This window comes from Kitasatospora sp. NPDC001159, from assembly GCF_053598235.1.
Window position 1 is genome coordinate 59,576 of record NZ_JBSFJV010000020.1, and the last position, 14,451, is coordinate 74,026.

At 71.7% G+C, this 14,451-nt stretch carries 18 protein-coding genes and 3 pseudogenes; 11 read left to right on the forward strand and 10 right to left on the reverse strand.

Going from position 1 to position 14,451, the window contains the following annotated elements:
- Positions 1-55: 55 nt before the first annotated feature.
- Together ACWC9T_RS13300 and ACWC9T_RS13305 are read right to left on the reverse strand one after the other, a co-directional pair.
- Complete coding sequence (locus ACWC9T_RS13300; RefSeq protein WP_449821150.1) at positions 56-301, reverse strand: hypothetical protein; 246 nt, start codon at positions 299-301, stop codon at positions 56-58.
- A complete protein-coding gene (locus ACWC9T_RS13305) occupies positions 301-510 on the reverse strand; it encodes a hypothetical protein (RefSeq protein WP_449821151.1) in 210 nt (69 codons plus the stop codon). The genes ACWC9T_RS13300 and ACWC9T_RS13305 overlap by 1 nt, the downstream gene beginning before the upstream one ends.
- Positions 511-657: 147 nt before the next feature.
- Here ACWC9T_RS13305 and ACWC9T_RS13310 point away from each other — a divergent pair, with 147 nt between their 5' ends.
- Together ACWC9T_RS13310 and ACWC9T_RS13315 are read left to right on the forward strand one after the other, a co-directional pair.
- A complete protein-coding gene (locus ACWC9T_RS13310; RefSeq protein WP_449821152.1) occupies positions 658-1,506 on the forward strand; it encodes a Scr1 family TA system antitoxin-like transcriptional regulator in 849 nt (282 codons plus the stop codon).
- On the forward strand, positions 1,487-1,687 hold the full coding sequence (locus ACWC9T_RS13315; RefSeq protein ID WP_449821153.1) for a DUF397 domain-containing protein: 201 nt from the start codon (positions 1,487-1,489) through the stop codon (positions 1,685-1,687). Before ACWC9T_RS13310 ends, ACWC9T_RS13315 begins: the two co-directional genes overlap by 20 nt.
- 233 nt (positions 1,688-1,920) lie before the next feature.
- Here ACWC9T_RS13315 and ACWC9T_RS13320 read toward each other — a convergent pair whose 3' ends face one another.
- The gene (locus ACWC9T_RS13320; protein ID WP_449821154.1) at positions 1,921-2,916 is read right to left on the reverse strand and encodes an aldo/keto reductase; all 996 of its coding nucleotides are present in this window, start codon (positions 2,914-2,916) and stop codon (positions 1,921-1,923) included.
- A gap of 395 nt (positions 2,917-3,311) precedes the next feature.
- Between ACWC9T_RS13320 and ACWC9T_RS13325 the strand changes: the two genes are divergently transcribed.
- From ACWC9T_RS13325 to ACWC9T_RS13340, 4 genes are all read left to right on the forward strand, one after another.
- Positions 3,312-3,539: a ferredoxin gene (locus ACWC9T_RS13325; RefSeq protein ID WP_449821155.1), complete on the forward strand. Its 228-nt coding sequence runs from the start codon at positions 3,312-3,314 to the stop codon at positions 3,537-3,539.
- Positions 3,536-4,930 carry an NAD(P)/FAD-dependent oxidoreductase gene (locus ACWC9T_RS13330; protein ID WP_449821156.1) on the forward strand — a complete coding sequence of 465 codons (1,395 nt, stop codon included), beginning with the start codon at positions 3,536-3,538 and terminating at the stop codon, positions 4,928-4,930. The genes ACWC9T_RS13325 and ACWC9T_RS13330 overlap by 4 nt, the downstream gene beginning before the upstream one ends.
- 13 nt (positions 4,931-4,943) lie before the next feature.
- A complete protein-coding gene (locus ACWC9T_RS13335; protein ID WP_449821157.1) occupies positions 4,944-6,185 on the forward strand; it encodes a cytochrome P450 in 1,242 nt (413 codons plus the stop codon).
- Positions 6,186-6,470: 285 nt separating this feature from the next.
- Complete coding sequence (locus ACWC9T_RS13340) at positions 6,471-6,977, forward strand: XRE family transcriptional regulator (RefSeq protein WP_449821158.1); 507 nt, start codon at positions 6,471-6,473, stop codon at positions 6,975-6,977.
- Between the two features lie 239 nt (positions 6,978-7,216).
- On the opposite strand, the gene ACWC9T_RS13345 is transcribed toward ACWC9T_RS13340, so the two are convergent.
- Entirely contained in the window at positions 7,217-7,945 is a 729-nt protein-coding gene (locus tag ACWC9T_RS13345) for an RNA-guided endonuclease InsQ/TnpB family protein (RefSeq protein WP_449821159.1), read from the reverse strand.
- Between ACWC9T_RS13345 and ACWC9T_RS13350 the strand changes: the two genes are divergently transcribed.
- Positions 7,874-8,113, forward strand: coding sequence for a zinc ribbon domain-containing protein (locus tag ACWC9T_RS13350; RefSeq protein ID WP_449821160.1), 240 nt, complete (start codon positions 7,874-7,876; stop codon positions 8,111-8,113). The genes ACWC9T_RS13345 and ACWC9T_RS13350 overlap by 72 nt on opposite strands.
- A 195-nt stretch (positions 8,114-8,308) precedes the next feature.
- A complete protein-coding gene (locus ACWC9T_RS13355) occupies positions 8,309-8,458 on the forward strand; it encodes a hypothetical protein (protein WP_449821161.1) in 150 nt (49 codons plus the stop codon).
- A gap of 54 nt (positions 8,459-8,512) precedes the next feature.
- On the opposite strand, the gene ACWC9T_RS13360 is transcribed toward ACWC9T_RS13355, so the two are convergent.
- Positions 8,513-8,827: a hypothetical protein gene (locus tag ACWC9T_RS13360; protein ID WP_449821163.1), complete on the reverse strand. Its 315-nt coding sequence runs from the start codon at positions 8,825-8,827 to the stop codon at positions 8,513-8,515.
- A 171-nt stretch (positions 8,828-8,998) separates the two neighbouring features.
- Here ACWC9T_RS13360 and ACWC9T_RS13365 point away from each other — a divergent pair, with 171 nt between their 5' ends.
- Positions 8,999-9,508: a hypothetical protein gene (locus ACWC9T_RS13365; RefSeq protein WP_449821164.1), complete on the forward strand. Its 510-nt coding sequence runs from the start codon at positions 8,999-9,001 to the stop codon at positions 9,506-9,508.
- A 245-nt stretch (positions 9,509-9,753) separates the two neighbouring features.
- On the opposite strand, the pseudogene ACWC9T_RS13370 reads toward ACWC9T_RS13365, so the two are convergent.
- Both ACWC9T_RS13370 and ACWC9T_RS13375 read right to left on the reverse strand, forming a co-directional pair.
- A pseudogene (locus tag ACWC9T_RS13370) lies at positions 9,754-9,957 on the reverse strand (cupin domain-containing protein); the annotation flags it as partial.
- Between the two features lie 164 nt (positions 9,958-10,121).
- Complete coding sequence (locus tag ACWC9T_RS13375) at positions 10,122-10,691, reverse strand: helix-turn-helix transcriptional regulator (protein WP_449821165.1); 570 nt, start codon at positions 10,689-10,691, stop codon at positions 10,122-10,124.
- Between the two features lie 470 nt (positions 10,692-11,161).
- On the opposite strand from ACWC9T_RS13375, the pseudogene ACWC9T_RS13380 reads away from it, so the two are divergent.
- Positions 11,162-11,298: pseudogene (locus tag ACWC9T_RS13380) on the forward strand (bifunctional 5,10-methylene-tetrahydrofolate dehydrogenase/5,10-methylene-tetrahydrofolate cyclohydrolase); the annotation flags it as partial.
- 80 nt (positions 11,299-11,378) lie between these two features.
- On the opposite strand, the pseudogene ACWC9T_RS13385 reads toward ACWC9T_RS13380, so the two are convergent.
- Positions 11,379-12,209, reverse strand: a pseudogene (locus ACWC9T_RS13385) (LysR family transcriptional regulator); the annotation flags it as partial.
- Positions 12,210-12,274: 65 nt separating this feature from the next.
- On the opposite strand from ACWC9T_RS13385, the gene ACWC9T_RS13390 reads away from it, so the two are divergent.
- Positions 12,275-13,060, forward strand: a complete 786-nt coding sequence (locus ACWC9T_RS13390; protein WP_449821166.1) for an NAD(P)-dependent oxidoreductase — start codon at positions 12,275-12,277, stop codon at positions 13,058-13,060.
- Between the two features lie 54 nt (positions 13,061-13,114).
- Here the strand turns inward: ACWC9T_RS13390 and dmpI are convergent, their stop codons facing one another.
- A complete protein-coding gene (gene dmpI, locus ACWC9T_RS13395) occupies positions 13,115-13,297 on the reverse strand; it encodes a 4-oxalocrotonate tautomerase DmpI (RefSeq protein WP_449821167.1) in 183 nt (60 codons plus the stop codon).
- A 124-nt stretch (positions 13,298-13,421) separates the two neighbouring features.
- A complete protein-coding gene (locus ACWC9T_RS13400) occupies positions 13,422-14,318 on the reverse strand; it encodes a LysR substrate-binding domain-containing protein (RefSeq protein ID WP_449821168.1) in 897 nt (298 codons plus the stop codon).
- Between the last annotated feature and the right edge of the window lie 133 nt (positions 14,319-14,451).

Genomic DNA, 14,451 nt, shown 5'->3' on the forward strand with positions numbered 1-14,451 from the left:
GGCGAAGAAGAGGAGCAGGGAGAAGCCCGCCCACCACAGCAAGCGGGCCAGGAGGTCAGTCGTCATGCGTGAGGCGCTCGTAGCGCTGCCCCTTGCGCAGCAGGTCCACGATCCGCAGGAGGTCGACCGGGCGGGCAGTGATGTGGAGCAGGTACTCGCACGTCAAGCGCCCGTTGGCCCAGTCGACTTCCAGGGTGGGGAGTCGGACGCCGCCGAGGGCGAGGACGGCGGTCAGGTCGTCCAGCACGGCGGCGGCCTGCCAGCGCTGCTCGGCGGTCGCCCGGGAGAGGGTCGAGCCCATCACTGCTCCCCCGGCCGCTTGTGGACCTCGAAGACCTTCCAGGCGCCCCAGGCGTCGCCGAAGGAGCTGAAGGCGGCCAACTCGCCGGTGGCGGCGCTGCGCAGCCACTCCCCGGTCATCTCGTTCCGCACCCGGTAGCGCTGGGCCTCGGTGTCCCACAGGACACCGTAGCCATGGAACTTGGCAGGTTGGGGTGACTTCATGGCCATGACTGATCGCCTTCCACATGAATCTGCAGTCACATGAGTCGATTCACGACCGACATCACTTTCCGTGCCTCAAGCGTTGCTCATCGCAGCTAGGCTGACCAGCGTGGACGTGTGCCACATCGTGGTTGGACACACTGGAGGGACGACATGGCCTTCAAGCCCAAGGAGTTAGATCCGGGGCGTTCGGCCCGCGACTTGTTCGGCTGGGAAATGCGCAATCACCGAAAGCTGGCCGACTCCATGTCGCTTGATCAGCTGACGGAGATCCTGGGCTGCTTCTCGAAGGGGCACCTGGCCCGGATTGAGCGAGCCGAGTCGATGCCGCCGCCGGACCTTCCGGCCAAGCTCGATGCCGCTTTCGGCACCGACGGGCGCTTCGGCCGCGTCTACGTGCTCGCCAGGAAGGAAAGGTTCCCCGGCAAGTACCGCCAATGGTCCGAGATCGAGGCCAAGGCTGAAGCCATCGAGGAATTCTCGGCTGCCACCATTCCGGGGCTCCTGCAGACCCCCGAGGTCGCGCGCTGCTCACTGCTCGCGGGCCATCCCTACGCAACCCCGCAAGAACTCGAAGCGCTGGTGTCAACGCGTCTCGACCGCCAGAAACGATTGTCCTCGTCAGCTCCTCCACATTGCTGGTTCATCCTTGACGAGTCGACTCTCCGACGGCCGGTTGGAAACCCTGCGGTGATGAGGCAACAACTCGATGCCATCGCGTCGGACCAGAGATCGCACATCACCGTGCAGATCCTGCCGTTCGCCGCAGGCGTTCACTCCGAGATGGGAGGCTCACTCTTTCTCTACTCGGTGCCGGGCTGTCCGATGGTGGCTTGGGAAGAAGGTGCGCGCAGCGGCGAGCTCATCGATGATGCCGAGGGTGTAGCCGCCCGCCGGAGGTCATACGATCTGCTCAGGGCCATGGCCCTGTCGCCCAGGGACTCTCGGGTGATGATCAGGCGCATCTCGAAGGAGTACGGCCGTGCAAGCGAACCAGCATGAGAGCTGGCGAAAGAGCAGCCACAGCAACAACGATGGCGGCGCCTGTATCGAAGTGGATGATGCACACCCGGGCCGCGTGCGGGACAGCAAGGACCCCGACGGGCCCCGCCTCAACTTCTCGCCGACTGCTTGGAAGTCCTTCATCGACGCCATCCGCACCAACGAGTTCGACGCCCGCTGACAGTAGCACCCGGCCCCGCAGCCCCGGCCTCGGGGCGGCGGGGCCTTCTCAATCCCCACCGCAAGCTCAACTCCCCAAGCCCCGGCCTCCCGCCCGTGAACCGCCCGTCTCTTCGCAGGGGCGACGGCGAGTGAATTCCGGCCGTCCGCGAGGGCGGGTAGGGCCGACAGCGGGGGCTCGGGGCAGGCATTGTCACAGGGCCCGGGCCCGACCCCGCTCCGATCGACTGCCCGTCAGGCCCAGGGCAGGGACGCCCGCGTGCGCCAGTAGGTGTCGGCGGGCTCGACCATCGCGGCGAGGGCGGCGAGGTCCTCGGGAGTGAGGGACACCTCGGCCGCGGTCAGGTTGGAGGTGAGCTGGTCGAGGGTGGCGGCGCCGGAGAGGACGATGTCGGCCCAGGGTTGGGCGGCGGCCGCGGCGAGGGCGAGGGCGTCGGGGGTGGTGGCGGTGCGGGTGGCGAGGGCGCGCAGCGGGGCGGTGTCGGGGCCGGTGGTGTTGCGGCCGGCCAGGCGGCCGTTGGCCATGGCCTCCTTGACCACCACCAGCCAGTCGGCCCGGTGGGCCTCGGCGAGGGCGGGGGCGGCGGAGGTCTCCAGCAGGTTCCAGGTGGCCTGGACGGCGGTGAACAGTGGGCGGCCGGCCACGGTGACGTCGAGGGCGCGGCGGATGGCGGCGGCCTGGGCGGGGCCGCTGGTGGACAGGCCCACCCGCACGCCCTCGGCGGCGAGGGCGGCCAGGCGCCCGTGCAGGGCGGGGTCGGTGAGGGCGGGGCTGTCGGGGGTCACCGAGTGGATGAGGTAAACGTCCAGGTGGCAGCCCAGCAGGGCGCGGGTCTCGCGGATCTGGCGGTCGAACACCTCCGTCGAGTGCTCCTTGACCTCATGGGCCGCGACGCCGCTGGTGCGCCAGTCGGCCGTGTACGTGTAGCCCCACTTGCTGCCGACGGTCACCTCGGCCGCCGCCTCGGGGTGTTCGGTGAGCCACTGGGCGAGGAACTCCTCGGCGCGGCCGTAGGAGCGGGCGGTGTCGAGGTAGCGCACGCCGGCCGCGTAGGCGGCGTCGAGCAGGGTGTGGGTGCGCTCGCGCAGCGCCTCGACGGTGCGTTCGGCGGGCAGGTCGGCCTCACGTCCGAGGTTGATGTAGCCGGGTCGGCCGACGGCTGCGGTGCCCAGGCCCAGGCGCGCGGTGTGCGGGCGGGCGGTGGGGGCGGTGGTGGGCTCGGTCGGCACGGCGGGGTCTCCTCGGGCGGGCTCGGGGGTGCTCGCCCTATGTTCTCCCGGGATGTCGATGCCCCGGCCTTCAGGCCGGGGAGTTGGGGCCCCCGGTGCGGAGCTCGGGTTCGAGCAGGCAGGGCATCGCTTTCCCGGGGGTGCGGGTGATGCGTGCGAGGGATAGCCTCGAAAGAGACCATGTTCAAGAAATTTTACAGAGGTCAGTCACCCGATTCGCGGTGATCAGTTATTTCTGCGGGGACCCGACGAACGCGGTGCGCCCCTCGCGCTCGGCAGGGTGCACAAGGGGCTCATTCCCTCTGTAGGTCCATCCCGTGCGGCCTCTCGCGTTGTGCGCGCCGGAACTGCATCGGCTTCAGGGTCCGTAGCTCGCAGTCCCTGTGGAGGTCGGGATGAGAGTCGTCGTTGATCTTTCCCGGTGTCAGGGGTACGCGCAGTGCGCGTTCCTGGCTCCGGACGCGTTCCGGATGCACGGCGAGGAAGCGCTGATGTACGACCCGAAGCCCGACGACGCCCAGCGCGACCAGGTGCTGCGCGCCGCGGCGGCGTGCCCGGTCCAGGCGATTCTGGTCGGCCAGTTGGAGGGACGGGACGTACCGGTCGAGGCATCGGCGTCATGACCAGCGCTGACACCCTGCAAGCGTTCAAACGCGCCGGACGCATCGTGGTCGTCGGGGCGTCCCTGGCGGGACTGCGAGCCGCCGAGGCTTTGCGCAACGAGGGTTTCGCCGGCTCATTGACCATGATCGGTGACGAACCGGCCGAGCCCTACGACCGGCCTCCGCTGTCCAAGCAGGTGCTGACCGGCTGGGTCCCGGCAGGGAACACCACTCTGCCGCGACGTCGTGACATCGACGCGGAGTGGCTGTTGGGCGTGCCCGCGAGCGGGCTGGACCTGGAGACCGACCATGTACGGCTGGCCGACGGACGCGAGGTGCCCTTCGACCGGGTGTTGATCTCCACCGGGGTGCGGGCCCGGCCATGGTTCGTCGAGTCCGAGGCGGCCCTGGCCGGCGTGTTCGTCGTGCGTACCCGCGAGCACGCCGAGAGCCTGCAGCGAGCCCTCGCCGCCGGTCCCTCCCGCGTACTGGTGATCGGGGCGGGATTCACCGGCTCCGAGATCGCCTCCGTCTGCCGGGAACGGGACATACCGGTGACCGTGGCCGAACTCGCGCCGGCCCCGCTGGTCGGAGCGCTCGGTGCCATGATCGGCGAGGTCGCGGCGGACATGCAGCGCGCTCACGGCGTCGACCTGCGCTGCGGGGTCAAGGTCACCCGGCTCGAGGGCGACGCACAGGGGCACTTCCGCCGCGCGCACTTCGACGACGGCAGCACGATCGACGCCGACGTGGCGGTGGTGGCACTCGGGGGCATCCGCAACACCGAGTGGCTACGGGGCTCGGGACTGGCGGCAGGCCCGTGGGGAATCGCCTGCGACACGGGCTGCCGCGCCCTCACCCTCGACGGCCTGATCACTGACGACATCTTCGCCGCCGGAGACGTGGCCCGCTGCCCGAATCCGGTCTACGAGTACCGGCTCATCTCGCTGGAGCACTGGGCCAACGCCGTGGAGCAGGCCGAGGTCGCGGCGCACAACATGGTCAGTGGTCAGGCCGACCGCTGGCCCCACCTGTCCCTCCCGGTGTTCTGGTCGATCCAGTTCGGCGTCAACATCAAGTCGGTCGGCGTGCCGACCTTCGCCGACGAGGTGGTCGTCGCCCAGGGGTCGGTGTCCGACCGCCGTTTCGTCGCCGCCTACGGCTATCGGGGCCGCGTCACCGCGGCCGTGAGCTTCAACAACGCGAAGTGGCTGGACCACTACCGGCAGCTGATCGAGACGGCCGCGCCCTTCCCGCCGCCCTGTCCCACGCCCGACCAGCCCGTCGACGCGAAACCGGTGCCCGTCGACTTCCCCGGCCCCACCCTGCTCGCCCAGGGGGCCACCGTGGTCGTCACCGGCAATGACCCGGGCGAGCGGCGGGTCACGGCCGCGCAGCAGCACCACCGGTAGGAGGGCAACCGCGATGACCACGACCGAGACACCCGACACCCTGCGCCGGATCCTCGACTATTCCTCCCGGGCCGACCCGTACCCGCTGTACGCCGAACTGCGTGAGACACCGGTGGCCCGGCAGGAGGACGGCAACTACGTCATCAGCACCTATCGCGAGATCACGGACCTCCTGCACAACCCGCACCTGAGTTCAGACGTCCGCAATCTGTCACATCCGCTGGAGGTGACTGAGGGGCAGACCACGCCGGCGTTCATCAACCTCGACCCGCCCGAGCACGACCGCCTGCGGCGCATGGCGATGCGCCACTTCGGCCCCCCGCACACCCCGGGGCTGGTGACGGGCATGGAAGGCGACCTGACCGCCACGGTCAGCGGTCTGATCGACGGCTTCGCGGGCAAGGAGCAGATCGACATCGTCGACGACTTCGCCTATCCGTTCCCCGTCGCGGTGATCTGCCACCTGCTCGGCGTGCCACGCGAGGACGAACCAAGGTTCCACCTGTGGGTGGACGCCATCGTCAACTCGATCGACTACAACCCCGAGATCGACCCGAAGGAGAAACTGGAGAACGGCGTGCAGGCCCGCAAGGACCTGCAGCAGTACCTCGGCGGGCTGCTGGAACAACGGCAGGGACGGCCGGGCGACGACTTGTTGACACGGCTGGCCAACGATGACGGGCCCGACGGGCGCATGACCGACGACGAAATCGTCGCCACCGCCCACCTGCTGCTGATCGCCGGCCACGAGACCACCGTCAACCTCATCACCAACGGCATGCTGACACTGCTCCGCCACCCACAGGTGCTGCGACGACTGCGCGACGAACCGGACCTCGTCGTCCCGCTGGTCGAGGAACTCCTGCGCTACGAGCCACCCGTGCACATCATTCCCTGGCGGGCGGCGTACAGCGACATCACCGTCGCCGACACCGTCATCCCCAAGGGCTCGCGGATCATCCTCATGCTGGCCTCGGGCAACCGCGACCCGAAGCGCTTCCACGACCCGGGCCGTTTCGATCCCGATCGGCGTGACATCCAGCATCTGGGGTTCGGCAGCGGCATCCACCTGTGCTTCGGCGGCCCCCTGGCACGACGGGAAACCCAGATCGCCCTGACCGAGCTGGTACGCCGCCTCGACCGCCCCAGGCTGGTCGCCGACCCACCACCGTACCGGCGAAGCCCCGTTCTCCGCGGTCCGATCCATCTGCACATCGAGCAGGGTGACGGTGGAGTGGACAACGGAGGTCGTTAGCAAGGGAATCGGGGCGAGGAGCGGCGCGATCGGATCGGGGGCGATCCGGTGGAAACGTCAAGTGTCGTCGATGCGGGCAAAAGTGAGTGAACGTCAGGTCGCTCCGCCGCGCCTGCGGGCCTGCACGTCCAGGATGTCGGCCGACGCCACGTGGGTCAACCGAGGTTGATCACGGGTATCTTCTGATCCACACCAGCTGATGCCGTTCGGCTATCGTGACCTGGCCGGCCCTGCCCCGTCCGTCGGGATCGCGACGCGGAGGGCCCGGGGTGAGGAAGGTGGGGCATGGCGGAGTCGACGGGGGACGTCGTTCAGGTGCGGCCGGAGGGGCCGGAGGGTGTGTCCGGGGAGCCGGGCAGACCCGGGGAGTTGAGCGGACCCGCGGAGTTGAGCGGGCTCGCGACCCGGATCGAGGCGCTGTTCCACACCGTCCGCCGCCCCGACCGCGACCAGTACACCAACGAGGAGGTGGCCCGGGCCTGCCGCGAGGCGACCGGGGAGTCCTTCTCCACCACCTACCTGTGGCAGCTGCGCACCGGACGCCGGGACAACCCGACCAAGCGCCACCTGGAGGCGCTGGCCCAGTTCTTCCAGGTCCCGCCCGCCTACTTCTTCGACGAGCGGCAGGGCGCCGAGATCGCCAGGGAGCTGGCACTGCTGGGCGCGCTGCGCGACGCGGGCGTGCGCAGCCTGGCGCTGCGGGCGGTGGGCCTGTCGCCGGAGGGCCTGGACACCGTCAGCGAGCTGGTCGACGTCATCGCCCGCCGGGACGCGGCGCGCAAACGCCCCTGAGGCCGGACGGGCCCTGGCCCCCTGGCCCGGGAAGAGGTTGACCGCTGTTGGCGTTTCTCCGGGCGAGTCTCTTGTGGGGTGGCCGGGGTCACCGGTCCACGCTGCGGCGCTGCCGGCGGATGGCCGAACGGCTGGAGCTGCCGCGCCCGTTCGACCCGGCGGTGCTGCTGGATCGGCTGGCCGCGCGGCGCGGGCGGCCGCAGTTCGCGCTGTACCGGCGGTTGACTTCCTCCCCGCCCTCAAAGGACGGGGATTCCGGCCGCGCGTGCCGCGCGGGGGCTTCGCCCCGTGCGCGTGCGCCTGGCCGGTGGTTGGCGCTTCACAGACCGGCCAGTGCCGAGGTCTCCACGCCCTGAGACCGCCTGCCCGGCGGCCTTGATGTTCTTCGCGGCGTTCACGTCGGCGTGGTCCTGGTGCCCGCAGGCCGTGCACCGGAAGACCGCTTGGCTCTCGCGGTTCTCCGGTGCGCAGTGCCCGCAGGCATGGCAGGTCTGCGACGTGTACGCGGGGTTGACCAGCACCACGGCCGTCCCGGTGTTCCGGGCGGCGTTGCGCAGGGCCAGTTCGAGCAGGTGCCATCCCTTGTCCAGGATGGCCCGGTTGAGTCCGGTCTTCTGCCGGACGTTGACGCCGGGGGCGTCCACCGTCCCGGCCGCGCTGGCGGACATGTTCTTGATCCGCAGGTCTTCCAGCACGACCAACGCCGCTCGGTCCGTGATCCGGTTCGCCGTCCACGCGCAGAAGTCCGCGCGGCGGTTACGGACGCGGCCGGTGATGGCGTTGATCGCCCCGATGGTCCGCTTGCGGCGCTGGCTGCCCTTCTTCTTCTGCCGGGACAGCTTCTGCTGCAACCGGCGCAGACGCTCAGCTTCGCCCGCAGTGGCGAACGCGCGGTCGTGGAATGCGCCGTCGCTGCATCGTTCGTCGTCGCTTTCCCGTCCTCCCGGCTGTGCTCCGCCTGCGGACACAACACCGGCGCGAAGCCGCTCAGCATCCGGGAATGGGAGTGCCCGCACTGCGGTACCCACCACGACCGGGACGTGAACGCGGCCCGCAACATCCGCACCGAAGGCCGCCGCATCCGGGCGGCCCGACAGCACGACATACCGGGGGACGTACCGGCCCTCACCGGGTAACCGAGTGAGGTCAACGCCTGCGGATCGTCAGAAGACCACCCGGTCGGAAATCGGGAGGCACGCGAACAACCCTCGTCAGGGGAGGAAGCAGGAACCAACCATCATGCCCACGCGCAGCGGTACCGCGCGAAGCGTGGTAGGAATCCCCGGCGTTCACGCCGGGGAGTTTGGGAGTCAAGTTCCTGGAGGTGCAGCATGCGAGGCACATCCCGTCGCAGCCGGGCCGGAATCCTGACCGCGGCGGCCCTGCTCACCTCGGGCGGGCCGCTCACCGCCGGGGCCGTACCCGCGGCAGCGGCCACCGCCGTGAACGCCTTCGTCGCGGCCTACCTCGCCCAGCCCTGACCCCGGCCCTGAACGGCCGGGCAGACCGGGCGGGGCCGGTGGCCTGCCGGTTCCTCAGCCGGACTGTGCGACGAGCGCCCTGACCAGCGCGACCGCCTCCTTGAGACCGAGGCCGGGGCGCGCGGAGCGCAGTTCCTTGACCGCCCTGACCTCCGCCTTACGGGGGTCGACACCGGCGAGCTCCAGGACCTTTCGCGCCCATTCCACGCCGACCGGACCGGCACCGGCGACGAAACCCTCCACGATGTCGATCGCCCGGCGCAGACCCGGGCGTTCCTCCTCGTCAGCGGTGTCCAGTGCGGCCCGCAGAGCCGCCCTCAGCGCTTCCAGGTTGGCCGGCTTCGGGCGGCCGGACAGCGGTTGGAACATCACTGCCCCCCTTTCGAATCACATCTCGAATCACAGGGGGCATCGTCACGATCACGCCCCCGCCCTCCATTGAACACGCTGACGGAGCGCCGGTACGCGCCGCCCGGCACCTGGCCGGGCCGCGCGTGAGCGACTCCGGCAGCTGGTCGAGGCGCTGGGGGCGGTGGAGGGGTGGAGCACCTGCTGGCCCGGGTCGCCGACCACTGCGACCGCCCGTCCTCCTTCGGCGCGCTCAGCACCACGTCCGAGGGGCGGGCCGCGCTGCTCTGCCGGATGTCCGCGCCGGCCGGCTTCGCCACCCGGGAGGACATCCGCGTGCTGCTTCCCCGGATCGAGGCGGCGGGCCTGGCCGACTGGGGCTCGCCGGACGGCAGGACCGGCACGGTCGCCCACGCGCTGCACTGGTACCGCGACGGCGGGGTCAGCCCCGAGGGGCGGCGGATGGACTCCCCCGGCCTGACCAGTCCCGGCGCGGACCTGTCCTGGGACCTGCCGGGCATCCCACGTCCGGCCCCGTACTGGAAGCGCCTGCGCAGCACCGTCCGCTTCCGCAACGAGCAGACGCCCGAGGACGCCGACCCGGCCGCCGTGCTGAGCGCCGCCCGCACGGACGGGGACGGGCTGGTCCTGGAGCTGGAGCTGCGCACCGACTGGCGCAGGGCTGCAGGTACTACACGGTGACGCGGGGCGGCCCCGCCGGGCGCGGACGCGCCTGACCGTACGGCCGTCGACGGCCGTACGGTCAGCCGTTTCAGCGGCTCAGCACTGGGGGCGGCGGCCGTGATTGGCCCCGCGCCTGGCCCGGGCCTTCTTCTTGCGGCGGCGCTTCGACGACATGGCGACTCCTCTCGCGACCGGACCCCCCGGGTCTTCCACCGTTCCACACCCCGCTCGCCCCGGCCCGTCGAGCGGCACCCGGGCACCGCTCAGACGGTGCCGGCCAGGGCCGCGCGCCAGGCGGGACTGTCGAGGTGGTGGTTGTCGAAGCGCTCGGCGCAGGCGGCGATCGCGCCCGGGTCACTCTCGCCGCGCATGACGCCGCCCAGCAGGCGCAGGTAGTCGAAGCGGTCCATGCCGGAAGTGAACATGAACAGCACGTCGGCCCCGGCGCCCGGGGCGGCAGCGAAGGCGCAGCGTGCGGGGCTGGGACGTCTACCTCTGATCTTGGCCGGTGCTCCGGCGTTTACGCCGGAGATGAAGGCCATCCCTGCCCCGGAGGCGCGGAGCGCCGGAGTTCTCTGCGCCTCTGGGGTGACGATCAGGCCGTCGGGCGTTGCATCGCGGGAGCCGCCGGTTAGGAGGCGGGTTCGCCCGTGCCGTCCGGATCGGCCGCCAGCGCCTCCCAGAACGCGACGTAGCTCTGCTCGTGCGCGATGCCGAGGGTGATCAGGCGGGTGCGGGCCTGGGTGTCGGGGGCGTCGGGGTCGAGGCGTTCGCGCAACTGCCGGTAGGTGTCGCGCCAGTGGCGGTGCTGCGCGGCCTGGGCCCGGGCGAGGGCGGCGACCTGACCGGGCGCGCCGAGATCGGCGAAGGTGAGCTTGAGCAGGGCGGGGTTGCGGGTCTCCGGCTCGGGGGTGGCGGGGTCGGCGAGCCAGCCCAGCAGGGCGTGGTGGCCGGCGTCGGTGAGGTGGAAGACCCTGCGGCGGCGCCCGTGCTCCTCCGCCTCCTCGCGCAGCAGGCCCAGTTCGGCCAGGCGCGGCGGGTCACGGTAGAGCTGGGCGTGCGGGATGGGCCAGTAGTGACCGACGGAGCTCTCGACCCGGGCCTTGAGGTAGGCGACGGCCCTCGACGACCGCTGCCACCTGCCCTCGGTCGACGCCTGCACCGACGGGCGCGTCGTCGACGGCCGCGTGGTGCGCGGCATGTGGCGCCGCTACCTCGGCCCCGCCGACGCCGACTGCTACGCCGCCCCCGCCCGCGCCGCCGACCTCACCGGCCTGCCGCCCGCCTACCGGACAACTGACGGTGCATCGCAGCTGTCTGGCGTGGGCGACATGAAGACCCCGCTGGCGTCAGCCGCCGCCCTCGCCCTGCACGCCCGGATGAGCCCTCCCGCCTGCTCATCCCCGGCCGGGTCCAAACCGTCTACCTCAACGGCTACCGCCCGTGCGCCCAACAGGACGTCGACACCTACCTGTTGACCGGCTCGCTGCTGCCGGCTGACACCACCTGCCGAGCGCCGGACCGGCATGGCGCTCGCCGAAGTCGGCGAGCGCCGCCGTCACTGGCCCACCCGGCCGTCCACGCACTCGCGCAGCGCTGGGGGTGAGACTGGGCGGCTGCGTCGGCTGAACCAGCAGCTCGCCCGGTGCCAACGCGGCAGCAACCGCCGCCGGGCACGTCGGGGACGTCGACTTCGAGGCGGCCCGGCCGCGGGCGGGTCTGATCACCCCGTTCCGGGCGGTGTGGGCCCGATGACCATCGCGGTGCTGCTCGCCCAGACGGTCGAGGCGGCGGCGCGCCGGCTCGGCCAATCCCCGGCCCCGGCCCCCGCCCGCTCCCGCAGGAACCGCAGGAACCCGGCGACGGCCGGTGCCGTCCGCCGGCCCCGCCGTGTGGCGGTGTAGACGTGCCGGACCGGGGTGTCGTCCGGGTGCAGCGGCACCAGGGCGATGTCGGGGCGGGCGGCGCGGGCGGCCAGGGAGGGGATGAGGGTGGGGCCCATGCCGGCGGCGACCAGGCCGAGTTTGGCGGTCCAGGCACCAATGGCGTACTCGATCCGGGGCTGGAAGCCGCTGCGTACGCAGGCCGCGAGCAGGGTGGATCCAAGCTCACGGCGGGCGGCGATCCACGGTTCGTCGGCGAGTTCGAGCAGCCGGACACGGCGCCGGCGGGCGAGGCGGTGGCCGCGTGGCAGGGCGACCAGCACCGGGTCGTCCAGCAGTGGCCGCAGGTCGAACTGCTCGGTGTCGTAGGCGTCTTCGGCGGCCGAGGCGTAGGTGGCGACCACGGCGAGGTCGATCGCGCCGTCCGCGAGCTGGTCCAGCAGGTGCGCGGAGAGGCCTTCGGTGAGGCCGATCTCGACCTGCGGGTGCGCGGCGCGGAAGGCCGCGAGGGCGCTCGGGACGAGTTCAGCGTTGGCGCTGTCGAAGGCGCCCACCCGCAGCCGTCCGGCGTTCAGTTCGGTGAGGGAGGCGAGGTCGCGCCGGGTGGTGTCGAGGCGTTCCAGCAGGGCTTCGGCGTGCGGGAGCAGCGTGCGGCCGTGTTCGGTCAGCCGTACGCCGCGGGCCAGGCGGTCGAACAAGGGGGTGCCCAACTCGGCTTCCAGAGTGGCGATCTGGCGGGAGATCGCGGACTGGGTGAAGCCGAGGCGCTCCCCGGCGGCGGTGAAGGAGCCCAGGTGGGCGACGGTGCGGAAGACGTCCAGCCAAGCCATGTCCATTGCGCATGGCTATCATGCGAGACATTCGTTTGTCGCCTGGCTTGCGGCTGCCTAGCGTGGTGGACATGGAGAAGATCGCTTTTCTGGGCCTGGGCCGGATGGGGCAGCCGATGGCCCGTCGTCTCGCCGCCGCCGGCTACCCGTTGACCGTCTGGAACCGTTCCCCCGGCCGTGCCGACGGCCTCGCCGAGGCCGGTAGCGCGGCCGAGGCGGTGGCCGGCGCGGACGTCGTGGTCACCATGCTGTCCGACCCGGCGGCCGTGGCCGAGGTGGCCGGGCAGTTCACGGCCGAACTGGCTCCGGGCGCGCTGTGGATCGACATGTCCTCGGTCGGCCCGCGCGCGGTCGCCGAGCTGCGCTCCCAACTGCCGGACGGGGTGGGCATGGTGGACGCCCCGGTGATGGGCAGCGTGGGACCGGCGGCCAGCGGGGACCTGGTCGTGTACGCGGGCGGCGAGGACGCCGACCTGGAGCGCGCCCGGCCCGTCCTGGAGCACCTCGGCCGGGTGCGGCACTGCGGCGGCCCGGGTGCGGGGGCGGCGCTGAAGGTGGTGGTGATCAGCGCGATCGTCGCCTCGGTCACGGCGGTGGGCGAAGTGCTGGCGGTGGCCGATGAGTTGGGCGTTCCGCAGGACGTCGCGGCGGAGGTGCTGGCGTCCGGGCCGCTCGCGGGGGTGGTGGCCCGGGCGCACAGCACGGTGTCGGACTTCCCCGTCCGCCTGGCCGCCAAGGACCTCGCTCTGGCGGGCGGCGGCCGCGTGCTGTCGGCGGCGCGGGAGGTGCTGCTGGCGGACCCGTCGATCGCGGAGCAGGACCTGTCGGCGGTGGTGACGGCACTGCGGCGGGGCTGAGCGAGGCCAGGGCCCGCCTCGCGGGCCCTGGCCGGCCGGACTCACCGTGGCCGGCTACCGGTCCGCGGTGAGCTTGCCGGCCGCGCCCCAGTTCTCCGCCGGGTACTCCTGGATCCACACGTACACGCTCTCGGCGGGCACCTCCAGCGTCTGCGTGAAGGCCTCGGTGATCCGCTTGACCAGCTCGCGCTTCTGCTCGACCTCGCGCGGGCCCTGCTGAATGGTGACGATCGGCATCTTCGGCTCCTAACCGGGGGTTCCTACCGGGCTTCCTGCCGGCCTTTCCTGCCGGGTTCTCCGGCTGGGAACAGTCCACCCGATCAAGCCGCCCGCACCCAGACCCGATTCGCTCTTGCAGCGATCACGAATCCTGATCATCCCAGGTCGGGGCCGTTTGGCGGCAGGCTTCCAGGAGCAGCCCGGGGATCGGGGCGGAGCGCCGTACGGCGATCGAGGTCGGCAGGGCCAGCGGGGTCCGGCAGGGGCGGAAGGCGATCCGGTGGGCGTTGACCATCCGGGCGTTGGCGGCGTACACGACCGTCCACGTCGGGGTTCCGGAGCCGATCGAGGCCAGGGTGTCCTGCAGGGAGCTGTGGGCCGGGCCGAGGATCGGCTGGAATCCGGCCCGCGCGCAGGCGTCCGTCACCAGGTCCACCAGCGCCGGGTGGTTGCGGCGTTCGGTCAGCCGCAGCGGGAGGGCGGCGAGGTCCGCGAGGTCGACCTCGGGCTGGTCGGCGAGGGCGTGCCGGGCGGGCAGCGCGAGCACCAACTCGTCCTGCCAGACGGGCAGGAAGCGGAGTTCAGCGCTGTTCTCGGCGACGGCACCGCGTACGAAGGCGGCGTCGAGGCGGCCTTCCGCCAGCCGGGCGAGCCGTTCCCGTACCGGAGTGGAGTGGAGCTCGACGCGTACGTCGGGGGCCCGGCGCCGGTAGGTGTCCAGGATCAGGTCGAGCCGCTCGCCCAGCCCGGTGACGGTGCCGAGGCGCAGCGCGGCGGGTGCGGCCAGGTCGGCGGCGAGGGCGCGGGCGGCGTCCTCGGCGGCCAGGACGTCCCGGGCGGCGGGCAGGAAGCGCTCGCCGGCCGGGGTCAGCCGGACGTACCGGGGCGAGCGGTCGAACAACTCGACCTTCAACTCCCGTTCCAGCCGCCGGACCTGCTGGCTCACGGCGGGCTGGCCGAGCAGCAGCTTCTCGGCGGCCCGGCCGAAGTGCAGTTCCTCTGCGACGGCGACGAAGCAGCGCAGCTGCCGTAGCTCCATGCGGTCCCCCTGCTCGATGCGCGAACGGGCCCATGGTCGCAGGCCTGGCGCCCCCACCCCGCCCCCACCCCGCCCCGCCCCGGGTGTCAAGCGCCGAACCGGTATTCACCCGATCGTGGGAGCCGGTGTGCGC

Excerpts from the sequence above, each read along its gene's own strand:
- ACWC9T_RS13330 (WP_449821156.1), top strand. The coding sequence starts at position 3,536 with ATGACCAGCGCTGACACCCTGCAAGCGTTCAAACGCGCCGGACGCATC.
- ACWC9T_RS13325 (WP_449821155.1), top strand. The coding sequence starts at position 3,312 with ATGAGAGTCGTCGTTGATCTTTCCCGGTGTCAGGGGTACGCGCAGTGC.
- ACWC9T_RS13335 (WP_449821157.1), top strand. The coding sequence starts at position 4,944 with ATGACCACGACCGAGACACCCGACACCCTGCGCCGGATCCTCGACTAT.
- ACWC9T_RS13375 (WP_449821165.1), bottom strand. The coding sequence starts at position 10,691 with ATGCCGCGCACCACGCGGCCGTCGACGACGCGCCCGTCGGTGCAGGCG.
- ACWC9T_RS13400 (WP_449821168.1), bottom strand. The coding sequence starts at position 14,318 with ATGGAGCTACGGCAGCTGCGCTGCTTCGTCGCCGTCGCAGAGGAACTG.
- ACWC9T_RS13340 (WP_449821158.1), top strand. The coding sequence starts at position 6,471 with ATGGCGGAGTCGACGGGGGACGTCGTTCAGGTGCGGCCGGAGGGGCCG.
- ACWC9T_RS13355 (WP_449821161.1), top strand. The coding sequence starts at position 8,309 with ATGCGAGGCACATCCCGTCGCAGCCGGGCCGGAATCCTGACCGCGGCG.
- dmpI (WP_449821167.1), bottom strand. The coding sequence starts at position 13,297 with ATGCCGATCGTCACCATTCAGCAGGGCCCGCGCGAGGTCGAGCAGAAG.
- ACWC9T_RS13305 (WP_449821151.1), bottom strand. The coding sequence starts at position 510 with ATGGCCATGAAGTCACCCCAACCTGCCAAGTTCCATGGCTACGGTGTC.
- ACWC9T_RS13390 (WP_449821166.1), top strand. The coding sequence starts at position 12,275 with ATGGAGAAGATCGCTTTTCTGGGCCTGGGCCGGATGGGGCAGCCGATG.
- ACWC9T_RS13310 (WP_449821152.1), top strand. The coding sequence starts at position 658 with ATGGCCTTCAAGCCCAAGGAGTTAGATCCGGGGCGTTCGGCCCGCGAC.
- ACWC9T_RS13360 (WP_449821163.1), bottom strand. The coding sequence starts at position 8,827 with ATGTTCCAACCGCTGTCCGGCCGCCCGAAGCCGGCCAACCTGGAAGCG.
- ACWC9T_RS13300 (WP_449821150.1), bottom strand. The coding sequence starts at position 301 with ATGGGCTCGACCCTCTCCCGGGCGACCGCCGAGCAGCGCTGGCAGGCC.